The sequence below is a fragment of the Curtobacterium herbarum genome (assembly GCF_016907335.1).
GTDB lineage: Bacteria > Actinomycetota > Actinomycetes > Actinomycetales > Microbacteriaceae > Curtobacterium > Curtobacterium herbarum.
The window spans coordinates 3,231,635-3,254,918 of sequence record NZ_JAFBBT010000001.1; the positions used below are offsets into that span (position 1 = coordinate 3,231,635).

Below are 23,284 nucleotides of genomic sequence, written 5' to 3' on the forward strand. Positions count from 1 at the left end.
GGCGCCACGGTCGACGACCGTGACGCCCGTTGCTCCGCGCAGACGCGCAGGCGGTCAGATGCCCGCCGTGCTCCGGATCCACGAGGACGCCTGTGCGAGCAGCGCGTAGTTCGACCCGGCCCGGGTGTTCGCCCCCGGGTCGGCGCTGTCACCGGTGGAGCACACGCCGACGACCTTGCCGTTGACGATGAGCGGCCCGCCGGAGTCGCCGTGGTTCGAGGCTCCCGAGACGCCGGTCACGTGCTGCGCCCGGCCGCCGAACGCGTCGGTGCTCGCCCCGGTCAGGGACACGGACGCCTGGTACAGCCCGTCGGACTGCACGGCGTTCGCACGGAGGCCGTAGCCCTGGATCGTGCCGGTGCCGCTCGACTTCGCGGTCGCGGCCAGGTCCAGCTGCGTGTACGACGACAGGGCGTACGCGGTGCGCAGGTGCACGAGGGCGACGTCGCCGGTGGGGGCGGCGCTGATCCGGTCGACGGCGACGGGGGTGCCGCGGTTGGCCGTCGAGTTCGAGTGGTAGACGTTCATCGCCCCGATGCCGTCGATGCAGTGCCGGGCGGTGAGGACCCAGGACGCGCTGATCTGCTCGCCGGTGCACGAGCTGGCGTAGCCCGCGGGGATCGTGCCTCCCGTCGCCTGCAGCTGGACGATCGACGCCGTCGCCGGGGCCTTCTCGCCGCCGACGACCCTGGTGGACGCGGTGAGCGCCGAGGCGGGCGCGGCGGCGAACAGGCCGGCGGCGATGACGGTGGCCACGGCTGCGGCCGCGATGGACTTCTGCATGTCGACTCCTCTGTCGGTGAAGCACAAGACAGTTGCGCACTGCAACTGACTCGTATCCTCACCCGCGACAGCGGGTCGCACCAGTCCGCTCTTCAGCGGACCCGGGCGCCCGACCGCCCAACCGCCCAGCCGGCCCGACCGGCCGAACCGGCCCTCAGCCCCGCAACGGCGGCGACGCCGGCACGCCGTGCTCGTCCGCGAACCCGGCCACGAGGTCACGCATGGCGTCCTCGGCACTGTGCCGCGCCTCCCACCCGAGCACGTCGCGCGCCCGGTCGGTGCGCATGATCGGCACCCCGGCGGCGATGTCCACCCAGCCGGCGTCGGTGGGCTGCAGGCGCAGCCGCCAGGTCAGCGTGACGAGCCCGCGGACCAGGCCGAGCGGGACGCGGACCGCGCCGAGCATCCCGAACACACGCGCCATCCGCGGCGGTGTGAGCACGGGGGTGGCGGCGATGTTGAACGCCCCGGCGGCCCGCCGGTCGATCGCCCGCCAGTAGGCGTCGGCCAGGTCGTCGGCGTGCACGGCCTGGAACACGAACGGGTACGGCAGCGGCAGCACCGCCCAGCGGATCCAGCGCACGATCCGCATCGGCACCAGGTGCCCGAGGAACAGTCCGCGGATCTCGGCGGCGGCGTCCCGCTGGAAGACCAGCCCGGGGCGCAGCCGGGTCACGACGACGTCCGGGTGCTCACGTTCGAAGCCGTCCATGGCCCGCTCGTTCTCGGCCTTGTGGATCGAGTAGGTCGCCGTCGGGATGCCGTCGGTCGGCCAGGACTCGTCGACCGGGGTGCGCTTGCCGTCGGCGTCGACCCCGCGGTAGGCGCCGACCGAGGACGCGACGACGACCTGCGGCACGCCCGCGGCCGCGACGGCAGCCAGGACGTTCGCGGTGCCGCGGACGTCGGTGCGGTGCTGCGCGTGGATGTCGTGCGTCGGCTGCAGCGCCCACGCCAGGTGGACGACGGCGTCGGCACCGCGGAAGACGGCCGTCAGCCGGTCGATCGCGTCCGGGGCGCCGACGTCGACCGCGTGCCAGAGCGCACTGTCGTACGGCTGGGCGCGCAGGTCGGGCTGTCGACGCGCGACGCCGACCAGGTCGACGCCGGCGTCCCGAAGACGACGGAGCAGCGCTGTCCCGACGTTCCCGGTGGCGCCGACGACGACCACCCGGGTCATGCTGCGGCCGGTGATCCCGCGGGCAGTGCCGGGTCGAGGACGACCTTGATGCAGTCGTCCTCCTTCTTCTGGAAGACCTCGTACATGTGCGGGGCGTCCTCGAGCGAGACCCGGTGCGTGGTCAGGTCGAGGGTGCCGAGCGGGTCGGACGGGTCCTCGACGAGCGGCATCAGGTCGTCGATCCAGCGCTTCACGTTGCACTGGCCCTCGCGGATGGTGATCTGCTTGTCGAACATCGTCATCATCGGCATCGGGTCGGCCATGCCGCCGTAGACGCCGCTGAGCGAGACGGTGCCACCGCGGCGGACCAGGTCGATCGCGGTGTGCACGGCGTCGAGGCGGTCGACACCGGCGGTCTCGATGGCCTTCTGCGCCAGCTTGTCGGGCAGCAGACCCGCGGCGCGCTGGGCGAGGTCGGCGACGGGGTTGCCGTGCGCCTCCATGCCGACACCGTCGACGACGGCGTCCGGGCCGCGGCCGTCGGTCAGGTCGACGAGCTCGGCGACCAGGTCCTTCGACATGTCGAACGTCTCGATGCCGTACTTCGCGGCGAGGTCACGACGCGCCGGCACCGGGTCGACGGCGAGCACGCGGTAACCGAGGTGCTTGCCGATGCGGGCGGCGAACTGCCCGACCGGGCCGAGACCGAGCACCGTGAGCGTCCCGCCCTCGGGCACGTTCGCGTACTGCACGCCCTGCCATGCGGTCGGCAGGATGTCGCTCATGAAGAGCCACTGGTCGTCGGCACCGGTGTCGGGCACCTTGATGGGCCCGTAGTCGGCGTGCGGCACGCGGAGGTACTCGGCCTGACCACCGGGGACCTGGCCGTAGAGCTTCGTGAAGCCGAACAGGGAGGCGCCGCTGCCGTACGCGGTGACCTGGGTGGTCTCGCACTGCGACTGCAGGCCGCGCTGGCACATGTAGCAGTGGCCGCAGGAGATGTTGAAGGGGACGACGACGCGGTCGCCGACCTTGAGGTTCGTGACGGCCGAGCCGACCTCCTCGACGATGCCCATCGGCTCGTGGCCCAGGACGTCGCCCTTGTCGATGTACGGGCCGAGGACGCGGTACAGGTGCAGGTCGGAGCCGCAGATCGCCGTGGAGGTGATCCGGACGATCGCGTCCGTCGGCTCCTGGATGGTCGGGTCGGGAACGGTCTCGACGGACACCTTCTCGGTGCCCTGCCAGGTCAGTGCGCGCATGCGTGCGCTCCTCTCGTCGCGGTCGCGGCCGGACGGGAGGCCCGGCGCGCGTGGTCCCATCGGTACGCCTCCGCCTCGTGGGGAGCTCCCAGCGTGGGTCGGTGCGCGCTGCGCACCGACCGACGGCGCACCGGACGCGCCGGGGCGCGGTTCAGCGTGCCGGGTCGGAGGCGACGGGCGTGTCGGGCGTGGGGCGGGCCTCCCGGGCGGGACCTGCCGTCTGGACGTCGCGGGCGGCCCGTTCGTCCCGTGCTGCCCGTTCGTCGCGACCCCGTTCGCCGGCGACCACGACACCGAGCGCGACCGCGTACAGCACCGCGCCGATCCACAGGGCTGCCGAGGCGGACCGGACCTGGTCGGCGGGGATGCCGGGCACCCCGGCGGTGTCCATCAGCGCGGCCTCGACGCAGAGGACGGCGGTCGACAGCACCGCGACGCTCACCCGGAGCCACCGCGGGCTGCGACGGATGCCGGCCGAGACGCCGACCACCCCCGCGGTCAGGAGCAGCCCGGCGAGCAGGAACCCGATCATCACGACCGAGTGCAGCGCCGGGTCGCGGGTCGAGTCGGCCGCGGTGGTGCCGGTGTAGAGCAGCCAGGACCCACCCACGGCGAGGACCGCGGCGACCACCGGGAACGCGAGTGCCCGGGTCAGCGGGTTGCGGCCCAGGCGACCGAGGCGCTGCAGCGGGACGGGTTCGAGCGTGCGGCGGGCGAGCGTCACGGGCGAGCCGAGGACGAGCAGCACCGGGGCGACCATGCCGATGACGACGTGCCCGAGGACGTGGGTGGTGAGGTCGTGACCGCCGGCGTGGCCGAGCGGACCGACCAGGACCGCGGCGACGGCGAGCAGGCCGGCGATCCAGGAGACCGTGCGGGCCAGGGGCCAGGCGGTGTGCCCACGACGCCGCTGTCCGGCGGTGCCGGCGATGTACACCGCGCCCGCCACGGTGAGGGCGATGAGGGTGAAGGTCCCGAGCGTGCCGCCGTGAGAGTGCACCGATGAGCTCCTGTCGTGTTCCGACCATCCTGTCGGAGACCGGCGCGCGGTGTTCGGTGCCACCGGGTGCGACGACTGGTCAGCCGCGCAATCGGTCCCGTTCCACCGCCGGTAGGTGCTCGGTGGCGGTCTCGAGCGCCGGACGGCCGAGGAACCGGCCCTGGCGCTCGAGGAACCCGATCAGCTCCGCCTCGGACGCCCGCTTGCCGGTCTCGCGCAGCACCCAGCCGAGGGCGGACTGCACGACGTCCCCGCGCTCCCGGACGAGCCGGCCGACGACGGCGAGCGGGACCTCGGCGTCGCCCTGCTTCGCGAACGCCAGCGTCGCCACGACCGCGGCCCGCCGGACGAGTGCCACGTCGGACTTCGCGAGCGCGAACAGCGGGCCCGTCGAGCCGCCGAGCAGCGGGGCACCGACCAGGTCCTCGGCGGCCAGGTCGACCAGCGCCGGGTCGTCGATCCGCTCGGCCCGGAGCGCCGACAGGTACTCGTCGGTCAGGTCGGGGTCGGGGCTGTGGTGTGCCGCCTGCAGCTCGCGCGCTGCCTGCAGGAGCAGCACCACGGCGACGAGTCGGCCGCCGGGGTCCTCGCTCCAGAGCAGCGCCGACCGCTCCCCCGGGTCCAGGTCGGCGAAGCGTCGGGCGACCCGGCGTGCGGCACCGACGTCGCCCGGCGTCCGGGCGAACGCGACGAGGACGTCCTCGGCGGTGGAGCGTGACATCGCCACCACCCTACGGCCGGGGCACGGCGAGACCGTCCGGCGTCAGCGGAACGCGAGGATCGTCAGCGGGTCCTTGAGCGTGCCGTTGACCCGCGTCTCGACGTGCACGTGCGGACCCGTCGACTGCCCGGTGTTCCCCGACTTGCCGAGCTGCGTGCCCAGCGAGACAACCTGGTCTTTCTTCACCGCGATCGAGCTCATGTGTGCCGTCAACACCGTGGTCAGGCCGTAGGTCACGACGACGTAGTTGCCGTAGCTGGCGTGGTTGCGCACCACCGTCGTCACCCGCCCGGTCCCCGAGGCGTAGACCGGCGTGCCGACCTTCACCGGCGCGTCGGTGCCCTGGTGGTAGCGGGGCACGTGTCCGGCGCCGCGGTCGTCGCCGTAGCGTCCGGTGATCGTCGTGCCGGCGACCGGCCACTGCAGTCCGGTGACCTTCCTCGTCGACCAGGAGCGGGTGTCCGCCTTGCCGTAGAGGACGACGTTGCTGTCGAGCTGGACGAGCAACGCCCCGCCGCCCTTGTTGGACGTGTTCGAGGCCCAGAGCGCCTTGCCGCCACCCTTCGGGTACACGACGAGGTTGCCGTCGGCCTGCACCGCAGCGGTCGCGCCGGGGTGCCGGAAGGTGCCGGACGACCAGGGCGCGGTGCTGTTGACGTACTGCACGAGGTTGCCGTCGGCCTGCATCGTGAACGTCTGGTGGCGACCGGCCCCGGAGCGCAGCACGGTGCCGGGCAGGATCGTCGTCCCGGCGGGCACCCGGTTCTGGAACGTCTGCAGCTTCCACGTGGTCGCGTTCGACGTGTTCAGCAGGGTGAGGGTGCCGTCGACGCCGACGCGCAGCCCCTTCGTCGGGGAGCTCGTCGGGCCCCACTGCGCCAGCAGCTTGCCGTTCTTGATGATCGACAGCGGCCCCTCCTTCTGCACGACCGCGGCGGCACCGTACTGGTTCGCGGTGTTCGACGCCCAGAGCACGACGTTGCCGATGCCGTACTCGACGAGGTTGCCGTCGGCCTGCATCACCAGGCGGAACTGCCCGTTCGGTGAGGTCACCTGGTCACCGTCCCGCAGCCAGGTGCCCGCCGGGGCGGTCCGGGTGTAGGTGGTCGCTGCGTGCGCCGGCGCGGCGACCGCGACGAGTCCCGCGGCCGCGATCGCGACGGCGGTGACGGCCGCGGCGAAGCGTGCTCGTGCCCTGATCATGGTGGTCGTCCCTGCTCGTGGTGGGCCCACCGCGGGCGCCGAGCGCCAGCGCGGTGCGTGTCCTGTGCGGCGCGTCCCTGCACACACCGACGGTCAAGGGTCGCAGCCGGAACCGTCCCCGGCTAGCCCCCGGACCGGGGACGTGCGCGGCGGACGTCCGTCTGCTCCCGACGCGGCCGTCTCGGGGGCGTTCGTCCTGCCGCGATGGTTTACACGATCGAAACAGATTGTGTACACGCAGTGGCTGGCATCCGTGATTGTATGCAATCAAGCCCGCTCCTGAGCGCGATCCCACGAGGAACGCCACGCCACACACCGCATCAGGAACCCCATGTCCCCGATCAGTCCCCGTCGCCGCCGCACCCTCATCGCCCTGCCGGCGGTCGTCATCGCCGCCACGCTCGCCCTGACCGCGTGCGTGCCCGTCCAACGCTCGAAGGCCGGCGGCACGACCGCCGGCACCGTCACCACCGCACCGATCGGCGACCGCCAGGTCCGCGAGGGCGGTGACCTCGTGATGGCCCTCTCCGCGGAGCCGGACCGTCTCGACCCCACGACCTCGTCGTCGCTGTACACCCGGTACGTCATGGAGACGATGTGCCAGAAGCTGTACGACATCGACGACGAGGGCGCGATCGTCCCGATGCTCGCGACGGCGCTGCCCACGGTGTCCGACGGCGGGAAGACGGTCACGTTCCCCGTCAAGACCGGCGTCCGGTTCGCCGACGGCACCCCGTTCGACGCGGCGGCCGTGGTGACGACGCTCGAGCGGAACCTCACCAAGGCCGACTCCAGCCGGAAGAGCGAGATGGGGCCGGTGTCCGACGTCACGGCGGTCGACGACCACACCGTGCGGCTGCACTACGACACCCCGTTCGCACCGATCACCGCGGCGCTCGCGGACCGTGCCGGCATGGTGATGTCGCCGACGGCGCTCGAGCGGGAGGGCGAGGGGTTCGGGGACGCTCCGGTGTGCGTCGGGCCGTACAAGTTCGTCAAGCGCGTGCCGCAGACCTCGATCCAGGTCGAGAAGGACCCGGAGTACTACGACCCGGCGAGCGCCCACTTCGACACGATCACGTACCGGATCATCACCGACGCCAGCATCCGCGCGGCGAACCTGAAGTCCGGGGACGTACAGGTCGCGGACACGATCTCCACCCAGGACGTCGACGACCTGCGGAAGCGGAAGGACCTGACCGTCCTGCGCACCGGGTCGCTCGGGTACCAGGGCATCACGGTGAACATCGGCAACCAGGACGGCGTCGGCACGGAGCCGCGGCAGATCGACACCCCGCTGGCGAAGCGTGCGGACGTCCGGCGAGCACTGTCCATGTCGATCAACCGCGCCGAGCTCGTGCAGAGCGTGTTCCACGGCTGGGCGGACGTCGCGTGCTCCCCGGTGCCGGACACGAGCATCTTCGCGAGCGACGCCAGCAAGGCCTGCCCCGCCTACGACCCGGACGCCGCGAAGGAGATCCTGCGGAAGGCCGGCGTGCAGCAGCCGTTCCCGATCGAGATGGAGGTGACGAACACCCCCGACACGGTCCGGTTCGCCCAGGCCCTGCAGGCGCAGGCCCGTGCCGGTGGCTTCGCGATCACGATCACCCCGGTGGAGTACACGACGCTGCTCGACGACCAGACCCGTGGCGACTTCCAGGCGCTGCAGCTCGGCTGGTCGGGCCGCGTGGACCCGCACGGCAACATCGGCGGGTTCCTGGCGACCGGCGGCGGCAACAACTACGCCGGCTACAGCGACCCCGACGTCGACGACCTGATCGACCGCGCCGCGCAGGCGACCGACGCCAAGGAGCGCGCCGACCTGTACGGGCAGATGACCGAGCTCGTGCAGCGCGACGACCCGATCATCTACCTCTACCGGACCCGCAGCATCACCGGTCTCCGGAACGACGTCGCGGGCGTCTCGACGTACGCGGACGGCGTGGTCCGGCTCAGCCAGGCCGCGTTCGTGGAAGGGACCGAGAAGTGATCCGCTACGTGACGACCCGCCTGTGGCAGGCGGCGCTCACCCTCGTGCTCGCGTCGATCGTGGTGTTCGTCGGCGTCCGGCAGCTGCCGGGCGACCCGGCGCTCGCACTCGCCGGGGAGGAGGCGAGCCCCGCCCGCCTCGCCGCGGTCCGGGCCTCGCTCGGCCTCGACGACTCGATCGTCGTGCAGTACTGGCGGTTCGTCGTCAACGCGCTGCAGGGCGACCTCGGCCGCTCGACCCGCACCGGCACCCCCGTCACCGAGCTCCTCGGCGCGACGCTCCCGGTCACGCTGTGGCTGGCGCTCTACGCGATCGTCGTCGCGGTGCTGGTCGGCGTCGCCCTCGGCACCCTCGCCGAGCGGTACCGGGGCGGGTGGCCGGAGTGGATCGCGAACGCCGCGGCGCTCGTCGGGCTGTCGGTGCCGAACTTCTGGCTCGGGATCCTGGCGATCGTGTGGCTCGCGGCCGGCCTCGGGTGGTTCCCCGCCTCGGGCTACGTCCCGATGACGACGAACCCGCTGAGCGCGCTCTACCACCTGACGCTCCCGGCGCTGATCCTCGGCACGTCCCTGGCGGCCGTGATCATGCGGCAGACACGGGCGTCGATGATCGAGACGATGAAGACCGACTTCGTCCGGACCGCCAGGGCCAAGGGCCTCTCCCGCGGTCGGGTGCTGTTCCGGTACGGGCTGCGGAACTCGATGATCGTGGTCGTCACCATCGTCGGGCTGCAGCTCGGCGGGCTCATCTCGGGCGCCGTCGTCACCGAACGCATCTTCGCGCTGCCCGGCTTCGGGAAGCTCACGCTCGACTCGGTGTTCACCCGGGACTACCCGGTGATCCAGGCCGTCGTCCTCGTCATCACGCTCGGCTACGTGCTCATCAACTTCGCCGTCGACGTGCTCTACTCCGTCATCAACCCGAAGATCCGCGTGGGAGGGACCAAGTGACCACGCTCACCCCGACCGAAGCCGCCGCGTTCGACCTCGGCTCCAGCCGCGGCCGTGTCTGGCGGCAGGTCCGATCGAACCGCCTCGGCATGACCGGGGGCGTCATGCTCGCGGTCGTCGTCCTCGCAGCGCTCACCGCGCCGCTCGTCGCCCCGCACGACCCCACCGAGACGCACTTCGACCTGCCGTTCCAGGTGCCGTTCACGGTCGGGTTCGGCCTGGGCACCGACGACCTGGGGCGCGACATCCTGTCCCGCACCCTCTACGGCGTGCAGGTCTCGCTGATCGTCGGCGCGCTGTCCGTCCTGGTGTCCGTCGTCGTCGGCACGCCGCTCGGCCTGCTCGCCGGGTACTGGAAGTGGCTCGACGCGATCATCTCCCGCCTGACCGACGTGGCACTCGCGTTCCCGTTCCTCATCATCGCGGTCGGCCTCGCCGCCATCAGCGGCCCGAGCCTGACGAACGCGGTCATCGCGATCGGCGTCTCGCACGTCCCGGCGATGATCCGCATCGTCCGCGGTGAGACGCTCCGCATCACGAGCGCCGACTTCGTCACGAGCGCGAAGACCCTCGACGCCGGCGGCGCCCGCATCATCGCCCAGCACGTGCTGCCGAACTGCGTGTCGGCGATCATCGTGCAGGCGACGGTGATCATGCCGGTCGCCGTGATCGGCGAGGCGCTGCTGTCCTTCCTCGGACTCGGCATCCAGCCGCCCACGCCCAGCCTCGGCATCATGCTCTCGGACGCCCAGCAGTACCTCGGGCAGGCGCCGTGGGCCGCCGTGGTGCCGGGGGTCGCGATCGCCGTCATCTGCCTCGGCTTCAACCTGTTCGGGGACGCCCTGCGCGACGCCCTCGACCCCACCGCCTCCGACCGGAAGTGACACCGTGAGCACCAACCCCGCCTTCGTCGAACCGAGTGTCGAGACCACCCGGCCGGACCTGCTGGGCACGTTCGGCATGGCCGCGTCCACGCACTGGATCGCGACCGCCACCGCGCAGTCCGTCCTCGAGCGCGGTGGCAACGCCTTCGACGCCGCCGTCGCCGGCGCGTTCGTCCTGCACGTCGTGGAACCGCACCTGAACGGCCCCGGTGGCGACATGACCGGGATCTTCGCCACCGCGGACGACCCGACGCCCCGGGTCCTCATGGGGCAGGGGCCGGCTCCGGCCGGCGCGACGCCGGAGCACTTCCGTGCCGAGGGCCTCGACCTGGTCCCCGGCGCGGGCGCGCTCGCCGCGGCCGTCCCGGGAGCCGTCGACGCCTGGCTCCTGCTGCTCCGCGACCACGGCACCTGGGAACTCGTCGACGTCCTCGCGCCGGCCGTCGGCTACGCCCGCGACGGGCACCCGATCGCGCCGCGCGTGGCCGCGACGATCGCGACGGTGCAGAGCCTGTTCCGCGACCACTGGCCGTCCTCCGCCGACCGCTGGATGCCGGGAGGCTCGGTGCCGGTCGCCGGGGACGTCGTCCGGAACGAGACGTGGGCTTCCGTGCTCGAGCGGCTCGTCGACGCCGGCTCCGTGCACGACGGGGCGGCCGCCGACGGCCGCGTCGCCCGCATCGACGCCGCCCGGGACGCCTGGGCGACCGGGTTCGTCGCCGAGGCGATCGACCGCTTCGTGCGGACCCCGCACCGCCACGCCTCGGGGACCGACCACGCCGGGGTCATCCGGGCCGAGGACCTGGCCGCGTTCCGGGCCTCGTACGAACCGGCGACGACGGCCGAGTTCCGCGGCTGCACGATCGCGAAGACCGGGCCGTGGGGGCAGGGGCCGGCGCTGCTCCAGACGCTGCGGCTGCTCGACCCGCTCGACGACGCCTTGCTCGACCCGTCCACCGTCGCCGGTGCGCACACGATCGTCGAGGCGCAGAAGCTCGCCCTCGCCGACCGCGAGGCGTACTACGGCGACGGCGTCGTCCCGATGGCCGAGCTGCTCTCCGACGCGTACTCGGACGAGCGCCGCGCCCTCATCGGCGAGCGCGCCTCGCACGAGCTCCGTCCGGGGTCGGTGTCCGTCGCCGCCGGGGCGCTCCCGCCGCTCCGCGAGACGTACACACCGAGGGGCGAACCCGTCGCCGGCGTCGGGGAGCCGACCGTGCCCGGCGCACGTGGGACCGCGGTCGCGGCCCCCGCGGAGGACGACGCCCTGACCGAGGACCGCGGCGAGCCGATCGTGATGGCGACCGGTGAGACCCGGGGCGACACGGTCCACATCGATGTCGTCGACCGCTGGGGCAACATCGTCAGCGCCACCCCGTCCGGCGGTTGGCTGCAGTCCTCGCCGACGGTCCCGGAGCTCGGCTTCTGCCTCGGCACCCGCCTGCAGATGGTCTGGCTCGAGGAGGGCACCGCGTCGACGCTGCGCCCCGGCCAGCGCCCGCGGACGACGCTCACGCCGACCCTGGTGCTCCGCGACGGCGCACCCGTCATGGCGCTCGGCTCCCCGGGTGGCGACCAACAGGACCAGTGGCAGCTGCTGTTCCTGCTCCGGACGATCGTCGGCGGGTACACACCCCAGCAGGCCATCGACGCTCCCGCGCTGCACACCACGTCGTTCCCGGGCTCGTTCTGGCCCCGGACCTGGACGCCCGGTGGCCTGGTGGTCGAGGACCGCCTCGGCGACGAGGTGATCGCCGGCCTCGAGGCGCTCGGCCACGTCGTCACCCGCGCCGGCGACTGGTCGCTCGGCCGACTGTCCTGCGTGACGCGGGACCCCGCAACCGGCGTCCTCGGCGCCGCCGCCAACCCGAGAGGAGCCCAGGGACATGCCACGGGACGCTGACGCACCGATGACCGACCGGACGACGACCGACGGACGCGAGCCGAGCCTCCCGGCCGCCCCCGGTGACCCCCTGCTCTCCGTGCGCGACCTGCGGGTCGCGTTCGGCGGCACCGAGGTGCTGCACGGCGTCGACCTCGACGTCCGCCGCGGCGAGCGCGTCGCGATCGTCGGCCAGTCCGGTTCCGGCAAGTCGACGCTCATCGCGGCGGTGCTGCGGCTGCTGCCGGGCGCCGGGCACGTCACGGGCGGGTCGATCCGGCTCGGGGACCTCGACGTGACCGGGGCCGACGAGTCCGCGATGCGGCGGGTTCGCGGCGGCCGGATCGGGCTCGTGCCGCAGGACCCGTCGACGAACCTCAACCCGTCGATGCGCGTCGGGGCGCAGATCGCGGACACGCTCCGCGCCGGCGGGATGCGCGGGCGGGCCACGATCCGCGAGCGCGTCGTGGCGCTGATGACCGAGGCCGGGATCCCGGAGGCGAGCCGGCGTGCGGACCAGTTCCCACACGAGTTCTCCGGGGGCATGCGGCAGCGCATCCTCATCGCGGTCGCGCTGGCCCGCCAGCCGGAGCTGCTCATCGCGGACGAGCCGACGAGTGCACTCGACGTGACGGTGCAGCGGCAGATCCTCGACCACCTGCAGACGCTCGTCGACCAGCACGGCACGACGCTGCTGTTCGTCACGCACGACCTCGGGGTCGCGGCGGACCGGACCGACCGGGTGGTCGTCATGCTCGACGGCGAGGTCGTCGAGCAGGGCGCGCCGGGCGACATCCTGCGGAACCCGCAGCACGAGTACACGAAGCGGCTCATCGCGGCCGCACCGGCACTGTCCGGGCTGCCGCCCGAGCCGACCGTCACCGGTGAGCCGATCCTCGTCGTGTCGGACCTGGTCAAGGAGTACCGGATCCGCGGTCGTGGTGCCGGCACGCTCCGGGCGGCGGACGGGGTGTCGTTCGCGGTCCGCCGCGGGACCACCACCGCCGTCGTCGGGGAGTCCGGCTCGGGGAAGACGACCGTCGCACGCATCGTGCTCGGGCTCGAGGCACCGACGTCCGGCAGTGCCCTGGTCGACGGGCTCTCGATCGGCAGTGCCCGCGGGGCCGAGCGGCGGGGCGTCCGGCGACGGGTCCAGCCGGTGTTCCAGGACCCGTACGGGTCGCTCGACCCGACGTCCACCATCGAGCGGGTCATCGACGAACCGCTCCGGGTGTTCGGCATCGGCGACCGGGCCGCGCGCACCGAGCGGGTGGCGACCCTGCTCGACCAGGTCGCCCTGCCCCGGGCCGTCGCCCAGCTGCGGCCGAACGAGCTCTCCGGCGGCCAGCGACAGCGCGTCGCGATCGCCCGGGCGCTGGCGCTCGAACCGGAGCTGCTCATCCTCGACGAGGCGGTGTCCGCGCTCGACGTGCTCGTACAGGAGCAGATCCTCGCCCTGCTCGACGACCTGCAGGACCGACTCGGCTTGAGCTACCTGTTCATCACGCACGACCTCGGGGTGGTCCGGCGGATCGCGGACGACGTCGTGGTGATGCGGCGCGGACAGGTCGTCGAGCGGGGCTCGGTCGCGGCGGTGTTCGACGACCCGCAGCAGCAGTACACGAAGGACCTGCTCGACGCGATCCCGGGCCGCTCCCTCGCGGAGAGCGCGGTGTGACGAGCGTCCCGGCCGGTTGTGGGACGCTTGGCCCCGTGCTGAACGGTGCCGGTGTCCTCGACGCGATCCGCCGCGACATCGTCGCGGGTGACCTGCTGCCCGGCACCCGGGTGACCGAGGCGTTCCTGGCGGAGCGCTACGGCGTCTCCCGGGTGCCCGTGCGCGAGGCGCTCCGCGGGCTCGAGGGCGAGGGCTTCGTCGTGTCGCAGCCGAACGTGGGCTCGCGCATCGCGGCGATCCCCTTCGACGAGGCCGACGACCTGTTCGCGGTGCGTGAGTCGCTCGAGGTCGCCACCGCCAGGCGTGCGGCGACCCGTGCCCGGACGCTGTTCGACGGCGACGCCCTGCCCGAGGACTGGTGGCGGGTGCGTCGGGAGCTCGGCGAGGTCCTCGACGCCGGGGACGCCGCCGTGGAACACGACGAACTCGAGCTGCTCGTCGACCTCAACGAGCGCTTCCACCTGCTCGTCGCCGCGCTCTCCGGCAGCACCACGCTCGCCACGCTGCTGCGACAGCTCTCGCGGAAGATCGAGTGGCTCTACGCGATGGACACGTTCTCCCGCGGCGCCCGGCTCTGGCCCGAGCACCGACGGATCCTGTCCGCGATCGACGCCGGGGACGTCGAGACGGCGGTCGCGCGCATGGCAGCGCACGTCCAGCAGAGCCGCGTCGGGTACGCGGCACGGACCCCGGACCGCGCGCAGTGGCCTCGCGGTTGACGGACTGCACCAGGGTGCCGTCCGCCTGCACCGAGCGCGTCGGCTGACTCCCGGAGGCGCTGGCCGTCAGGCGGTCGCGGCGACGGACTTCATCCAGAACGGCGACCAGTGGTACCCGTCCGGGTCGTCGAACTGGCGCTGGTACATGAACGGGTAGTCGTCGGTGTCGCCGATCGTGCCGCCCGCCGCGGCCGCGCGGTCGACGAGCTCGTCCACGGCCTCCTGGCTGGGGAGGTCGAACGACACCGTCGTCTTCGAGGGGGTGTCCGGGCCACCGATGAGGTCCTCGGTGCCGCCGACGCTGGCGTACATCTCCCGACTGGCGAGCATGACGTACTGCTCGAGGGCGATCGCAAAGCAGGACACGGCGTCGCCGGACATCTCGGCGTTCTGCGTCCAGCCGAGCGCCGTGTAGAACGCGGTCGCACGCTCGACGCTCGCGACCGGACAGCTGATGAAGAGGGTCATGCGCGCAAGACTCCTGCTGCCGAGGTCCCCCGTCAAGGTCCTGGCAGGACCGGGGGTGGGACCTCATCTGCCGCGAGCCAACCCCGTCCCGGGACCCAGGTCGTTCCACCGTCACCGTCGAGGGCCGGTTCGATGAGGGATCGCACGAACCGTTCGGCATCACGGACGTCCGTGATGCCGCCGGCGGACGGCGTTGCGGCTGCAGTGTGGCGCACACCTTCTCCGCGACCTGGTCGGCGACGGGGAACAGCCGGTACTGCGGCGCCGGGAGGCTGCGTGGCAGCGCGAGTCGGTTGACCGGTGTCACCGTCTCGACCGTGCCGACCGGCGCTGGCCCGACGACGACGTCAGCCGGGACTTCACCTACCTTCCGACCCGTCTGTGCATCGAGGCACGAGAACAACAGCCTGCGGGTCTGCACGCCGGGCTGGTTCTCACCACGGCCGGTGTGACGGACGCCGATGAGATCGAAGCGGAGGTGGTCGTCGAGTTGCCGTCCTACGGCACGCTCGAGGGCTCGTTGCGCCTCGTCGAGGTGCCCGATCCGCGCGGCCAGATCGACGTCCTTCGTTGCTCGGGTGTGCGGCACCCGGGCCAGCATCGCGCCTCCGCCCTTGAGCAGCCAATCCGACGACTCACCGTCGGCGAAGACCCGCGCCAGGAACCGGTCCTGCCGCGCCTGGGCGATCTGTGCCGCGACGTCCTGGCTCGTGATGCCCTCCGCTCGGGCTCGTGTTGCGGCGGCCTTGATCGCCTGGGCGATCGCGGTCCAACTGGCGTACGCGGCGTCAGGCATCTGTGATCGGACGGTCGATCGACGCGCGAGCGAGCAGGTCGGCGGCGAACTCGCTCCCGTCACGGAACCCGGAGCCCCGAGCAAGGGGATCGAGGTACTGCGCGAGTTGCCGCGGACGACTGAACTTGCCCTGCTCGTGCGCCGACGCGAGGGTGTCGACCACCAGTGACCGATCGGTCGAGAGTCCGACGAGGTCCGCGATCGTGCGCTCGACAGTGAGTGTCGGCACGCTCTCTGCGAAGGTCACCTCGGCCGATGTCAGCGCCCGTACACGCAGCCGGGCTGGCAGCCGTGTGGCACGTCGAGTCGGCACGATGAAGTCCGACTGCTCCAGGGAGAAGTCACCGATGTTGTGCAGGACCGTGGCCGTCACCCCCGCCGCGACGACCGCCGGCACGTCCGCACCGGTAGCTGGCCGAGTCGCGCCGCCGAGTGCGAGCCACGTGGCGTAGATCGCCTCGTGCTCGAGTTCGGGCGCGCCGGCCATCCGGTACACACCCTGCGCGACCCGCACCAGGACGCCCGTCGACGTCAGCCGCGTCAGCGCGTTGCGACCGACGTCGACGGCCGCTGCCTGCGCTGTGGTCACCAGTCCCCACCGCTGTGTTGCGACTTCCGCGAGCCGCCCCGTCACCGCACCTGCCATGCAACGATTGTATTCAGAAATAAAGACAAATGTTGCTCATGCGTGCGCTGCGGTCCATCAGACCGTCGGCATGCCCGGGTAGCCGGTCGGGGTGATCCACACCAGCGACGACACCACTTCGCGCCCACTCGCCAGGGCGTTCCGGAGCGACCGGGTGTTGTCGGGGTGGATGTGCCCGCGCAGCACGTCCGAGGGGCCGGCCGGCAGCGCACGAGCGAGCTGCCGCAGGACGAGCGGCCCGTACCCGTGCCCGCGGTGCTCGGCGTCCAGGACGATCTCCTCGACCGTGAAGCCGGTGAAGCCGTCCACGTCGTCGCGCGTGGCAGCGACGACCCCGGCGGTACGCCCGGCGATCAGCACGTCGAACAGCAGCCCTTCCTCGTCCGCGTCGGCGAGCGAGTCCTGGTCGGCGGCGGTCGCCCACTGGTCCAGGTCCGGCACCGACCGCCGCAGTCCGTCGTAGGCGTCGGCGACCCGGACCGCGGCGCCGGCCGGCTCGGCCCGGACGAGTTCGACGTCCGCACCGGTGCTCGCGGCGCCGTCGGCCACCCGCGAGACCGGGGCCGCGACCACGAGCAGGTCCGGTACGGCGGTGAACTCCTCGGACACCGGCGCTGTCCGGTGGTCGCCGGGCAGGTGCACGCGGAGACACAGCGGGGCGAACTCCCGGGAGGCGGCGAGGACCTCGGCGAGTTCGGCGATGCCGGCGGCGTCCGGAGTCACGTCCGTGGCGATCACGTCGACGAAGGGCTTCGCGACGTCCCGCCCGCGGAACCGGATGCCCGTGATCGCCCAGTGCCCGGACGACAGCTCGAGGCGTCGGTTCGCCCACAGCAGTGGATCGGCGACCGGGAGTTGCACGGCATCGCGGACGGCCGCGCCCCACGAGGCGTCACCGACCAGGGCGAGCGCCGGCTCGGCCGACACCGCCAGGTCCTGACGCCAGGACGGGTTCCAGTCCCGCAGCTGCGCCGGGGACCAGGTCTCGAGTGCGGAGAGGACGGCTGCGTCGGTCATCGGACCCGACCCTACGGCCCGGTGACCGACGGACGCTAGAGCGTCGGCACGACCACCGCGCGGCCGCTCAGCTCGCCGGCCTCGAGCTTCCGGTAGGCCTCGAGCGCGTCGGCGAGGGCGAACCGCTCGATGTCCGGCTCGATCTGACCCGCGCGGTACATCGCGACGACGTCGTGCAGGTCCTCGATCGTGCCCCAGTAGGTGTTCGTGATGGTCGACTCGTACGGCGTCGAGAAGAAGTTCCACTCGGTGGTGCCGCCGGCGATCCCGACGACCGTGAACCGGCCGCCGACGGCCATCGACGCCTGCGCGAGCCTGACGGTCGGGGTCGCGCCGACGAAGTCGAACGCCGCATCGACACCCTTGCCGCCGGTGATCTCGCGGATCCGGTCGGCCTGGTCGGGGCCCCCGGGGACGGTGATCGCGCCGCGCTCGGCAGCGCGCGCCATCGCGTCCTCCTTCATGTCCGTCGCGATGACGGTGGCTCCGGTGAGGGCAGTGAGGATCTGGACGGCGATCTGCCCGAGGCCACCCAGCCCGACGACGAGCGCGTACTTGCCGCCGCCCGCCAGGTTCGGCAGGGAGTTCTTGATCGCGTGGTACGGCGTGAGGGCCGCGTCGCTGAGGGGTGCGGCGGCGATCGGGTCGGCGTCACCGAGCGGGACGAGGTTGCGGGCCGGAACGGTCACGTACTCCGCCATGCCGCCGTCGCGCCCCAGGCCGATGCCCATGTACGGATTGGTGGCGGCGTTCTCGCAGTAGGTGTCCTGCCCCTTGGAGCAGTACCGGCAGTGCCCGCAGCCGACCGGGCCGTAGACCAGGTAGGCGTCCCCCTCGGTGAACCCGGTGACGCCCTCCCCGACGGACTCGACCCAGCCGGAGTTCTCGTGGCCCAGGACGAACGCGGGCTGCTGCGCGCCGGGCTGGCCCTCCTAGAACTCGCGGTAGACGGCGACGTCGGAGTGGCAGGCACCGGCGCCGGCCACCTTGAGGAGCACTTCGCCCGGGCCGGGGGTGGGCTTCTCGACGTCGGTCAGGGCGGGGAAGGTCTGGTACTGCTCGAAGACGACTGCACGCATGCCGCAAAACTACACCTGTCGCCGAAGTCACCACCGGGGTGACGGCCGACCGACAGTCCGACCTGCGCGCCACCTGAGCCCGCGGGGTCACCAGGCTGCGTCTTCCCCGGGAACCGGTTGCGAGAACGAACGTTCTCCGATTGACTCGGCGCCGAGGGCCGCACCCGGCCCGCACCCCTGAACGAAAGGAGCGGCCATGCCCACGCGCACCGCACGCACCGCCTGGAACGGCGGCCTCGACGACGGTTCCGGCCAGGTCGAACTCTCCAGCTCGAAGGTCGGCACCTACGACGTGTCCTTCCCGAAGCGCGCCGCTGACGAGGCCGGCGGCACCACCAGCCCCGAGGAGCTCATCGCCGCAGCGCACTCGTCCTGCTACGCCATGCAGTTCTCCGCCGTCCTCGGCGAGGCCGGCGGCACCGTCGAGTCCCTCGACGTCAAGGCCGACGTCTCGCTCGGCCCGGACTCGGCCGGCGGCTTCAAGCTCACCGGCATCGTCCTCACCGTGCACGGCGAGGTCACCGGCATCGACGAGGCGACCTTCCTGAAGGCCGCCGACGAGGCCAAGGCGACCTGCCCGGTCAGCAAGGCGCTCACCGGCGTCGACATCGAACTGCACGCCACGTTCGAGCAGTGACGACCGCGCGGTGACCACCGCGCACCGCACTTACGGGAGGCTGCCCACCGGACCGGTGGGCAGCCTCCCGTCCGTCGTCCCCACCCGTGCCAGGCGGCGCACGACGACGCCAGGCACAATGGTCCGATGGCCGAACCGCTCCTCCCCGGCCCGCGGCCGGGCCGTCCACCCCGCCCGCGCCCGAAGGCCCGGAGCGTCGCCCAGCACGACATGCGGGACATCCGCGCGCGGCTGCGCGGCACGATCTACGAGCACGTCGCCCCGGACACCCGCTCACTGCGGGAGCAGTACTCCGCCCGGCAGATCGTCGACTTCTGCCTCGACCTGGCCGAGGTGATGCTCGCCTCCGGTGCCGACACCCGGAGCGTCGAGACCGCCGTGATCGCGGTGGCGACGAAGTGGAACCTCGCACCGCTCGACCTCGACTTCTCCGGCAGCGCCGTGACGATCCAGTACTCGCCGACCGAGGGCCCGCCGCTCGTCAAGGTCCGCAGCACGCGCTCCGACGGCGCCGACCTCGGACGACTGACGTGGGCGAACCAGATCGTGGACGACGTCATCCACGACGACCGGGACATGACGAGCGCGGTCAGCGCACTCGTGGCGGTGCTGCGGATGCCCCCGCGGTGGCCGATGTGGCTCGCCGACGTGGGGCTGTCGGTCCTCGGGACCTCGATCGCCCTGCAGGCGGGCGGCGGCTGGCGTGCCGGCGTCGGTGCGTTCGTCCTGATGCTCGGGATCATCGTCTCCGGCCGGTGGCTGACCGGCCGCGGCTACCCGCAGTTCTTCGTGTCGGGTGCGCAGGGGGCGGTGGCGTCGGTGATCGGCACGCTCGCGATCTGGGCCGGCGTGCTCACCCCGACGGGTGCTGCGACGATGGTGGCCGCCCTGGTGGTGCTGCTCCTGCCGCACGTGCAACTGGTCACCTGGGCGCAGGACGCGATCTCGGGGTTCCGGGCGATGGCGGTCGCCCGGGCGTTCACGATCGGCATGCTCATCGCGGCGATCGTCGTCGGGGTGCCGGCCGGCATCGCGGTGACGCACTGGCTCCGGCTCGAGGTCGAACCGTCCGGCATCGTCACCCAGACCCTGCCGCTCTGGGCGTCCCTGGCCCTGACGGTGGCGTCCGCGGGGGCGAACTGCTTCGTGCAGCAGGCCAGCGCGCGCGTGATCCCGGTCGCGATGGTGTTCTCGGCCGCGGCCGGTGCGGCGCTCTGGCAGCTCAAGGCGCTCGGCCTGCCGCTGCTCGGCGCCACCTTCGTCGCGGCCGTGCTGCTCGGCGCGCTCTCGACCTACGCGGCCGTCCGGATGCGCACGGCGGTCTCGGCGATCGCGGTGCCGGCGTTCTGCGGTGCGCTGCTGCCCGGTGTCGCCGTGTCGAACGCGCTGCTCAACGTGATGAGCGGGTCGTCGAGCTCGGTGCTGGACTTCGGGTCGGCGGTGACCGTGGCGCTCGCGATCGGGGCCGGGCTCGTGCTCGGTGGGCTCTTCGCGACCCCCGGGGCCCGGCGTGCACTGCGTCGCGGGCGCCGGATCGAGGTGCACTCGGTCCACAGCGACACCACCGCGCTGCCGGTCATCCGCGACTCCGGCTACGACCCGGGCAACGGCAGCGTCCCGCGCTGGTGAGCCGGCTGCGGTGCCGCCGAGCTTCGCGCTGGGCGTCAGACCGACCAGGTCTCGTCGTCGGACCAGGACACGTCGCCCCAGGTCGACAGCCGGCGCTGCGCAGTCGCCTCGTACCGTTCCATCCAGCCGCGCTCGAGCCGGGCGACGGCCCGGTCGAAGGCCGCCACCAGGTCGAGGTCGCTGCGCAGGAGCGCCTGCAGCTGCAGTCCCTCGTACAGGGCGATCAGCTGCTCGGCACCACGGCGCGGGTCCATCGTGTGCGGGGCACGGCCGACCGCGATGTCGCGCTCGAGCCCCCGCCGCACCTGCGAGAAGAACAGCTGGTAGCGGGACCGCAGGTAGCTCGACATGGCGTGCTGGGGGTTGCCGGCGACGCTGAGCAGCGCGACGAGCAGACGCATCAGGGCCGGGTCGTCGGCGTTCGAGGCGACGATCGCCCGGAGGAGCTCGACCGTGCTGCCGTCGCCGACCTCGCGGGTGACCTCGTCCATCCGGGCGCCGTTCCACCGGTCCACCGCGGCCAGGACGAGTCCGTCCCACGACGGGAAGTGCTGGTGCAGCTCGTGCGTCGAGATGTCGAGCCGCTCGGCGACGTGCTCAGCGCGTGCCTCGTGGAAGGGGACGTCACGGAGCAGGTCGACGGTGGCCGCCACGATCCGGATCCGCAGGTGCAGGGTCGCCGCAGCCGCAGCGGCAGCCATCGTGTCGGCGCTGGTGTCCTCGAGCATCGTGCCCTCCGTGTCCGGGACGCACGGTCAGGTCGTGGCCGTCGCGTCCAGGCGATGCGGACGTCCTGTCCGCACGTCGATCCTGGCGGAGATCGGGGGTGACGCGCATCCCCGGTCCGGGGGTCGGCAACATGGGGGACAAGTGCACGGACGTGCCGGGGTGGCTGCCTGGGCGTGTCCGCGGCCGGGTGTGTGACGATGCCGGGATGTCCCCGAACGACTCCACCGCCCAGGGCCTGGCGACCATGGCCTCCGCCGGGTTCGAGTTCGCGAGCACCCCGGAACAGGTGGCACACGACGTCCGCACCATGTGGGAGCACCTCGGTCGACCCGAGGGCGCCTTCGAGGCGGCCGCCGCGGCGATCGCGGCCCTGCCGCAACGACCCGAGGTGCCGGTCGCGCTGCAGGCCCGGCGCCGCGAGTTCGAGCAGGCCGTCGGCATCAACCCGGTCGAGGTGGAGTTGGCCGCGGCCCTCGCGGCCCGCGAACTGCTCGAGTCGATGGCGCGCACCTGCGGGACGCGCTGACCACGGGCCGGCGCGAGCCCGGCACACGACGGACGGGAGGCCCGTGGCTGCGCAGCCACGGGCCTCCCGTCCGTTCCGGCGTCACCGCCGGTCCCACCGACTACGGCGTCGGCATGCCGCCGTCGACGTGCAGCGTCTCGCCGACCACGTAGGACGACTCGCCGCTGGCGAGGAACACGAACGCCGGCGCGAGCTCCGCCGGCTGGCCCCAGCGTCCGAGGTAGGTCTGCTCGCCCGCGGACGGCAGGGCGTCGGACGGCTGCCCGCCGGCCGGCTGCAGCGGGGTCCAGATCGGGCCCGGTGCGACGGCGTTGACGCGGATGCCCTTCGGCGCGAGCTGCGCGGCGAGGCCCTTCGCCAGGTTGTTCACGGTCGCCTTGGTGGCCGCGTAGTGCACCAGGTGCGGGGACGGCGCGTAGGCCTGGATCGACGTCGTGTTGATGATCGTCGAGCCCGGCTTGAGGTGCGGCACGGCGGCCTTCGTGATGCGGAAGGTGGCGTACGCGTTCGTCTTGAACGTCTCGTCGAACTCATCGTCGGAGATCTCCGTGATGTCGTCGACGTTCTGCTGCTTGCCGGCGTTGTTCACCAGGATGTCGAGGCCACCGAGCCGCTCCACGGCGGAGGCGACGAGCTGCTCGCAGAACGCCAGGTCCTTGATGTCACCCGGCAGGGCGACGGCCTTGCGACCGGCGGCCTCGATGAGGGCGACGATGCGGTCGGCGTCCTCCTGCTCCTCGGGGAGGTAGCCGATCGCGACGTCGGCGCCTTCGCGGGCGTAGGCGATGGCGACGGCGGCGCCGATGCCGGAGTCACCACCGGTGATGAGCGCCTTGCGGCCCTCGAGTCGGCCGGAGCCACGGTAGGTGTCCTCGCCGTGGTCGGCCGGGACGTTCTCCGCCATCTCGGCGTCGGTGCCGGCACCCTCGAGGTACTGCTCGTCCGGCTTCTTGTCGGCGTAGAGCTTCGTCGGGTCCTGCATGGTGTACTGGTCGATCCGCTGGTCCGTCATGGCTGCGACGGTACGCACGGCCGCACGCGCCCCCGCTCAGGAGGCTGTCCCCCGCCGCGCAGTCCGGCTGCCCGGTCGGGGTACGGACGCGCGGCGGCTCAGACCGGCCGGTAGACGGCGATCGGCGGCTCAGACCGGCCGGTAGACGGCGATCGGCGGGGCGTCGTCGCCCTGGTCCTCGGCGTGGCCGGTCGGCGCCCAGGTCCGTCCGTCGTGGTCGATCGTGGCGGGCAGGTCGCCGTGCACGATCATCCGCACGGCCGGCTGGTCGCCGTCGATCAGGTCGACGCCGTGCGCCGCGTTGTCTCCGGTGCTGTCCACCACGTACTCAGCCATGCGGGTGACGGTACGCGAGGTGACCCCGCACGGCCGGGAGGCGCGGCACACGTCGTGGGGCGGACCTCCCGTTCCGGGGCGGGGGCCGCCGGTGGCGGGCGGGGCCCGCTGTGCCGACGCCGGTGCCGGTGGCCGCGGGAATGTCACGGTCCGATGACGGTGCGGACGCGTTTCGGTAACACCCGTCGCCCGGTCCGGGAGGGGCGGCTACGGTCGA

The 23,284-nt window shown here is 72.6% G+C and carries 21 protein-coding genes and 2 pseudogenes; 9 read left to right on the plus strand and 14 right to left on the minus strand.

Features of this window, described 5'->3' with window-relative positions; translation table 11 throughout:
- Positions 1-54 precede the first annotated feature (54 nt).
- From JOD51_RS15385 to JOD51_RS15410, 6 genes are all read right to left on the minus strand, one after another.
- On the minus strand, positions 55-783 hold the full coding sequence (locus JOD51_RS15385; RefSeq protein ID WP_204610032.1) for a S1 family peptidase: 729 nt from the start codon (positions 781-783) through the stop codon (positions 55-57).
- 154 nt (positions 784-937) lie between these two features.
- Entirely contained in the window at positions 938-1,963 is a 1,026-nt protein-coding gene (locus JOD51_RS15390) for an NAD-dependent epimerase/dehydratase family protein (RefSeq protein ID WP_204610034.1), read from the minus strand.
- Positions 1,960-3,165 carry a zinc-dependent alcohol dehydrogenase gene (locus JOD51_RS15395; protein WP_204610036.1) on the minus strand — a complete coding sequence of 402 codons (1,206 nt, stop codon included), beginning with the start codon at positions 3,163-3,165 and terminating at the stop codon, positions 1,960-1,962. The genes JOD51_RS15390 and JOD51_RS15395 overlap by 4 nt, the downstream gene beginning before the upstream one ends.
- 151 nt (positions 3,166-3,316) lie before the next feature.
- Positions 3,317-4,165 (minus strand): cytochrome c oxidase assembly protein, encoded by an 849-nt coding sequence (locus JOD51_RS15400; RefSeq protein WP_204610039.1) that lies wholly within the window; start codon positions 4,163-4,165, stop codon positions 3,317-3,319.
- A gap of 79 nt (positions 4,166-4,244) precedes the next feature.
- Positions 4,245-4,886, minus strand: coding sequence for a DNA alkylation repair protein (locus JOD51_RS15405; protein WP_204610040.1), 642 nt, complete (start codon positions 4,884-4,886; stop codon positions 4,245-4,247).
- Positions 4,887-4,928: 42 nt separating this feature from the next.
- Positions 4,929-6,089, minus strand: coding sequence for a peptidoglycan DD-metalloendopeptidase family protein (locus JOD51_RS15410; protein WP_204610042.1), 1,161 nt, complete (start codon positions 6,087-6,089; stop codon positions 4,929-4,931).
- 331 nt (positions 6,090-6,420) lie between these two features.
- Here JOD51_RS15410 and JOD51_RS15415 point away from each other — a divergent pair, with 331 nt between their 5' ends.
- The 6 genes from JOD51_RS15415 (at position 6,421) to JOD51_RS15440 (ending at position 14,192) form a co-directional block, all read left to right on the plus strand.
- On the plus strand, positions 6,421-8,079 hold the full coding sequence (locus tag JOD51_RS15415) for an ABC transporter substrate-binding protein (protein ID WP_204610044.1): 1,659 nt from the start codon (positions 6,421-6,423) through the stop codon (positions 8,077-8,079).
- Positions 8,076-9,029, plus strand: a complete 954-nt coding sequence (locus JOD51_RS15420; RefSeq protein WP_204610046.1) for an ABC transporter permease — start codon at positions 8,076-8,078, stop codon at positions 9,027-9,029. The genes JOD51_RS15415 and JOD51_RS15420 overlap by 4 nt, the downstream gene beginning before the upstream one ends.
- Entirely contained in the window at positions 9,026-9,913 is an 888-nt protein-coding gene (locus JOD51_RS15425) for an ABC transporter permease (RefSeq protein ID WP_259558550.1), read from the plus strand. Before JOD51_RS15420 ends, JOD51_RS15425 begins: the two co-directional genes overlap by 4 nt.
- A 76-nt stretch (positions 9,914-9,989) precedes the next feature.
- Positions 9,990-11,816, plus strand: coding sequence for a gamma-glutamyltransferase family protein (locus JOD51_RS15430; RefSeq protein ID WP_204611316.1), 1,827 nt, complete (start codon positions 9,990-9,992; stop codon positions 11,814-11,816).
- Positions 11,800-13,473, plus strand: coding sequence for a dipeptide ABC transporter ATP-binding protein (locus tag JOD51_RS15435; RefSeq protein ID WP_372378237.1), 1,674 nt, complete (start codon positions 11,800-11,802; stop codon positions 13,471-13,473). The genes JOD51_RS15430 and JOD51_RS15435 overlap by 17 nt, the downstream gene beginning before the upstream one ends.
- A gap of 35 nt (positions 13,474-13,508) precedes the next feature.
- Positions 13,509-14,192, plus strand: coding sequence for a GntR family transcriptional regulator (locus tag JOD51_RS15440; protein WP_259558547.1), 684 nt, complete (start codon positions 13,509-13,511; stop codon positions 14,190-14,192).
- Positions 14,193-14,258: 66 nt separating this feature from the next.
- Here JOD51_RS15440 and JOD51_RS15445 read toward each other — a convergent pair whose 3' ends face one another.
- The 5 genes and pseudogenes from JOD51_RS15445 to JOD51_RS15465 all read right to left on the minus strand — a co-directional run bounded on the left by JOD51_RS15445 (position 14,259) and on the right by JOD51_RS15465 (position 18,198).
- On the minus strand, positions 14,259-14,660 hold the full coding sequence (locus JOD51_RS15445) for a VOC family protein (protein WP_204610048.1): 402 nt from the start codon (positions 14,658-14,660) through the stop codon (positions 14,259-14,261).
- 247 nt (positions 14,661-14,907) lie between these two features.
- Positions 14,908-15,456 (minus strand): annotated as a pseudogene (locus JOD51_RS17675) (nucleotidyl transferase AbiEii/AbiGii toxin family protein); the annotation flags it as partial.
- A complete protein-coding gene (locus tag JOD51_RS15455) occupies positions 15,449-16,102 on the minus strand; it encodes a type IV toxin-antitoxin system AbiEi family antitoxin domain-containing protein (protein WP_204610057.1) in 654 nt (217 codons plus the stop codon). The pseudogene JOD51_RS17675 and the gene JOD51_RS15455, both read right to left, overlap by 8 nt.
- A 57-nt stretch (positions 16,103-16,159) precedes the next feature.
- A complete protein-coding gene (locus JOD51_RS15460) occupies positions 16,160-17,119 on the minus strand; it encodes a GNAT family N-acetyltransferase (protein WP_204610059.1) in 960 nt (319 codons plus the stop codon).
- 35 nt (positions 17,120-17,154) lie between these two features.
- Positions 17,155-18,198: pseudogene (locus JOD51_RS15465) on the minus strand (NAD(P)-dependent alcohol dehydrogenase).
- A gap of 196 nt (positions 18,199-18,394) precedes the next feature.
- Here JOD51_RS15465 and JOD51_RS15470 point away from each other — a divergent pair.
- Positions 18,395-18,835: an OsmC family peroxiredoxin gene (locus JOD51_RS15470; RefSeq protein ID WP_204610061.1), complete on the plus strand. Its 441-nt coding sequence runs from the start codon at positions 18,395-18,397 to the stop codon at positions 18,833-18,835.
- A 126-nt stretch (positions 18,836-18,961) separates the two neighbouring features.
- On the plus strand, positions 18,962-20,464 hold the full coding sequence (locus tag JOD51_RS15475) for a threonine/serine exporter family protein (RefSeq protein WP_204610064.1): 1,503 nt from the start codon (positions 18,962-18,964) through the stop codon (positions 20,462-20,464).
- Between the two features lie 35 nt (positions 20,465-20,499).
- Here JOD51_RS15475 and JOD51_RS15480 read toward each other — a convergent pair whose 3' ends face one another.
- On the minus strand, positions 20,500-21,192 hold the full coding sequence (locus tag JOD51_RS15480) for a TetR/AcrR family transcriptional regulator (RefSeq protein WP_204610066.1): 693 nt from the start codon (positions 21,190-21,192) through the stop codon (positions 20,500-20,502).
- A gap of 206 nt (positions 21,193-21,398) precedes the next feature.
- Here JOD51_RS15480 and JOD51_RS15485 point away from each other — a divergent pair, with 206 nt between their 5' ends.
- Positions 21,399-21,719, plus strand: a complete 321-nt coding sequence (locus tag JOD51_RS15485) for a hypothetical protein (protein ID WP_204610067.1) — start codon at positions 21,399-21,401, stop codon at positions 21,717-21,719.
- Positions 21,720-21,819: 100 nt separating this feature from the next.
- On the opposite strand, the gene JOD51_RS15490 is transcribed toward JOD51_RS15485, so the two are convergent.
- Together JOD51_RS15490 and JOD51_RS15495 are read right to left on the minus strand one after the other, a co-directional pair.
- A complete protein-coding gene (locus JOD51_RS15490) occupies positions 21,820-22,731 on the minus strand; it encodes an SDR family oxidoreductase (RefSeq protein ID WP_204610069.1) in 912 nt (303 codons plus the stop codon).
- Positions 22,732-22,860: 129 nt separating this feature from the next.
- Entirely contained in the window at positions 22,861-23,067 is a 207-nt protein-coding gene (locus tag JOD51_RS15495) for a hypothetical protein (RefSeq protein WP_204610071.1), read from the minus strand.
- Positions 23,068-23,284: the final 217 nt, after the last annotated feature.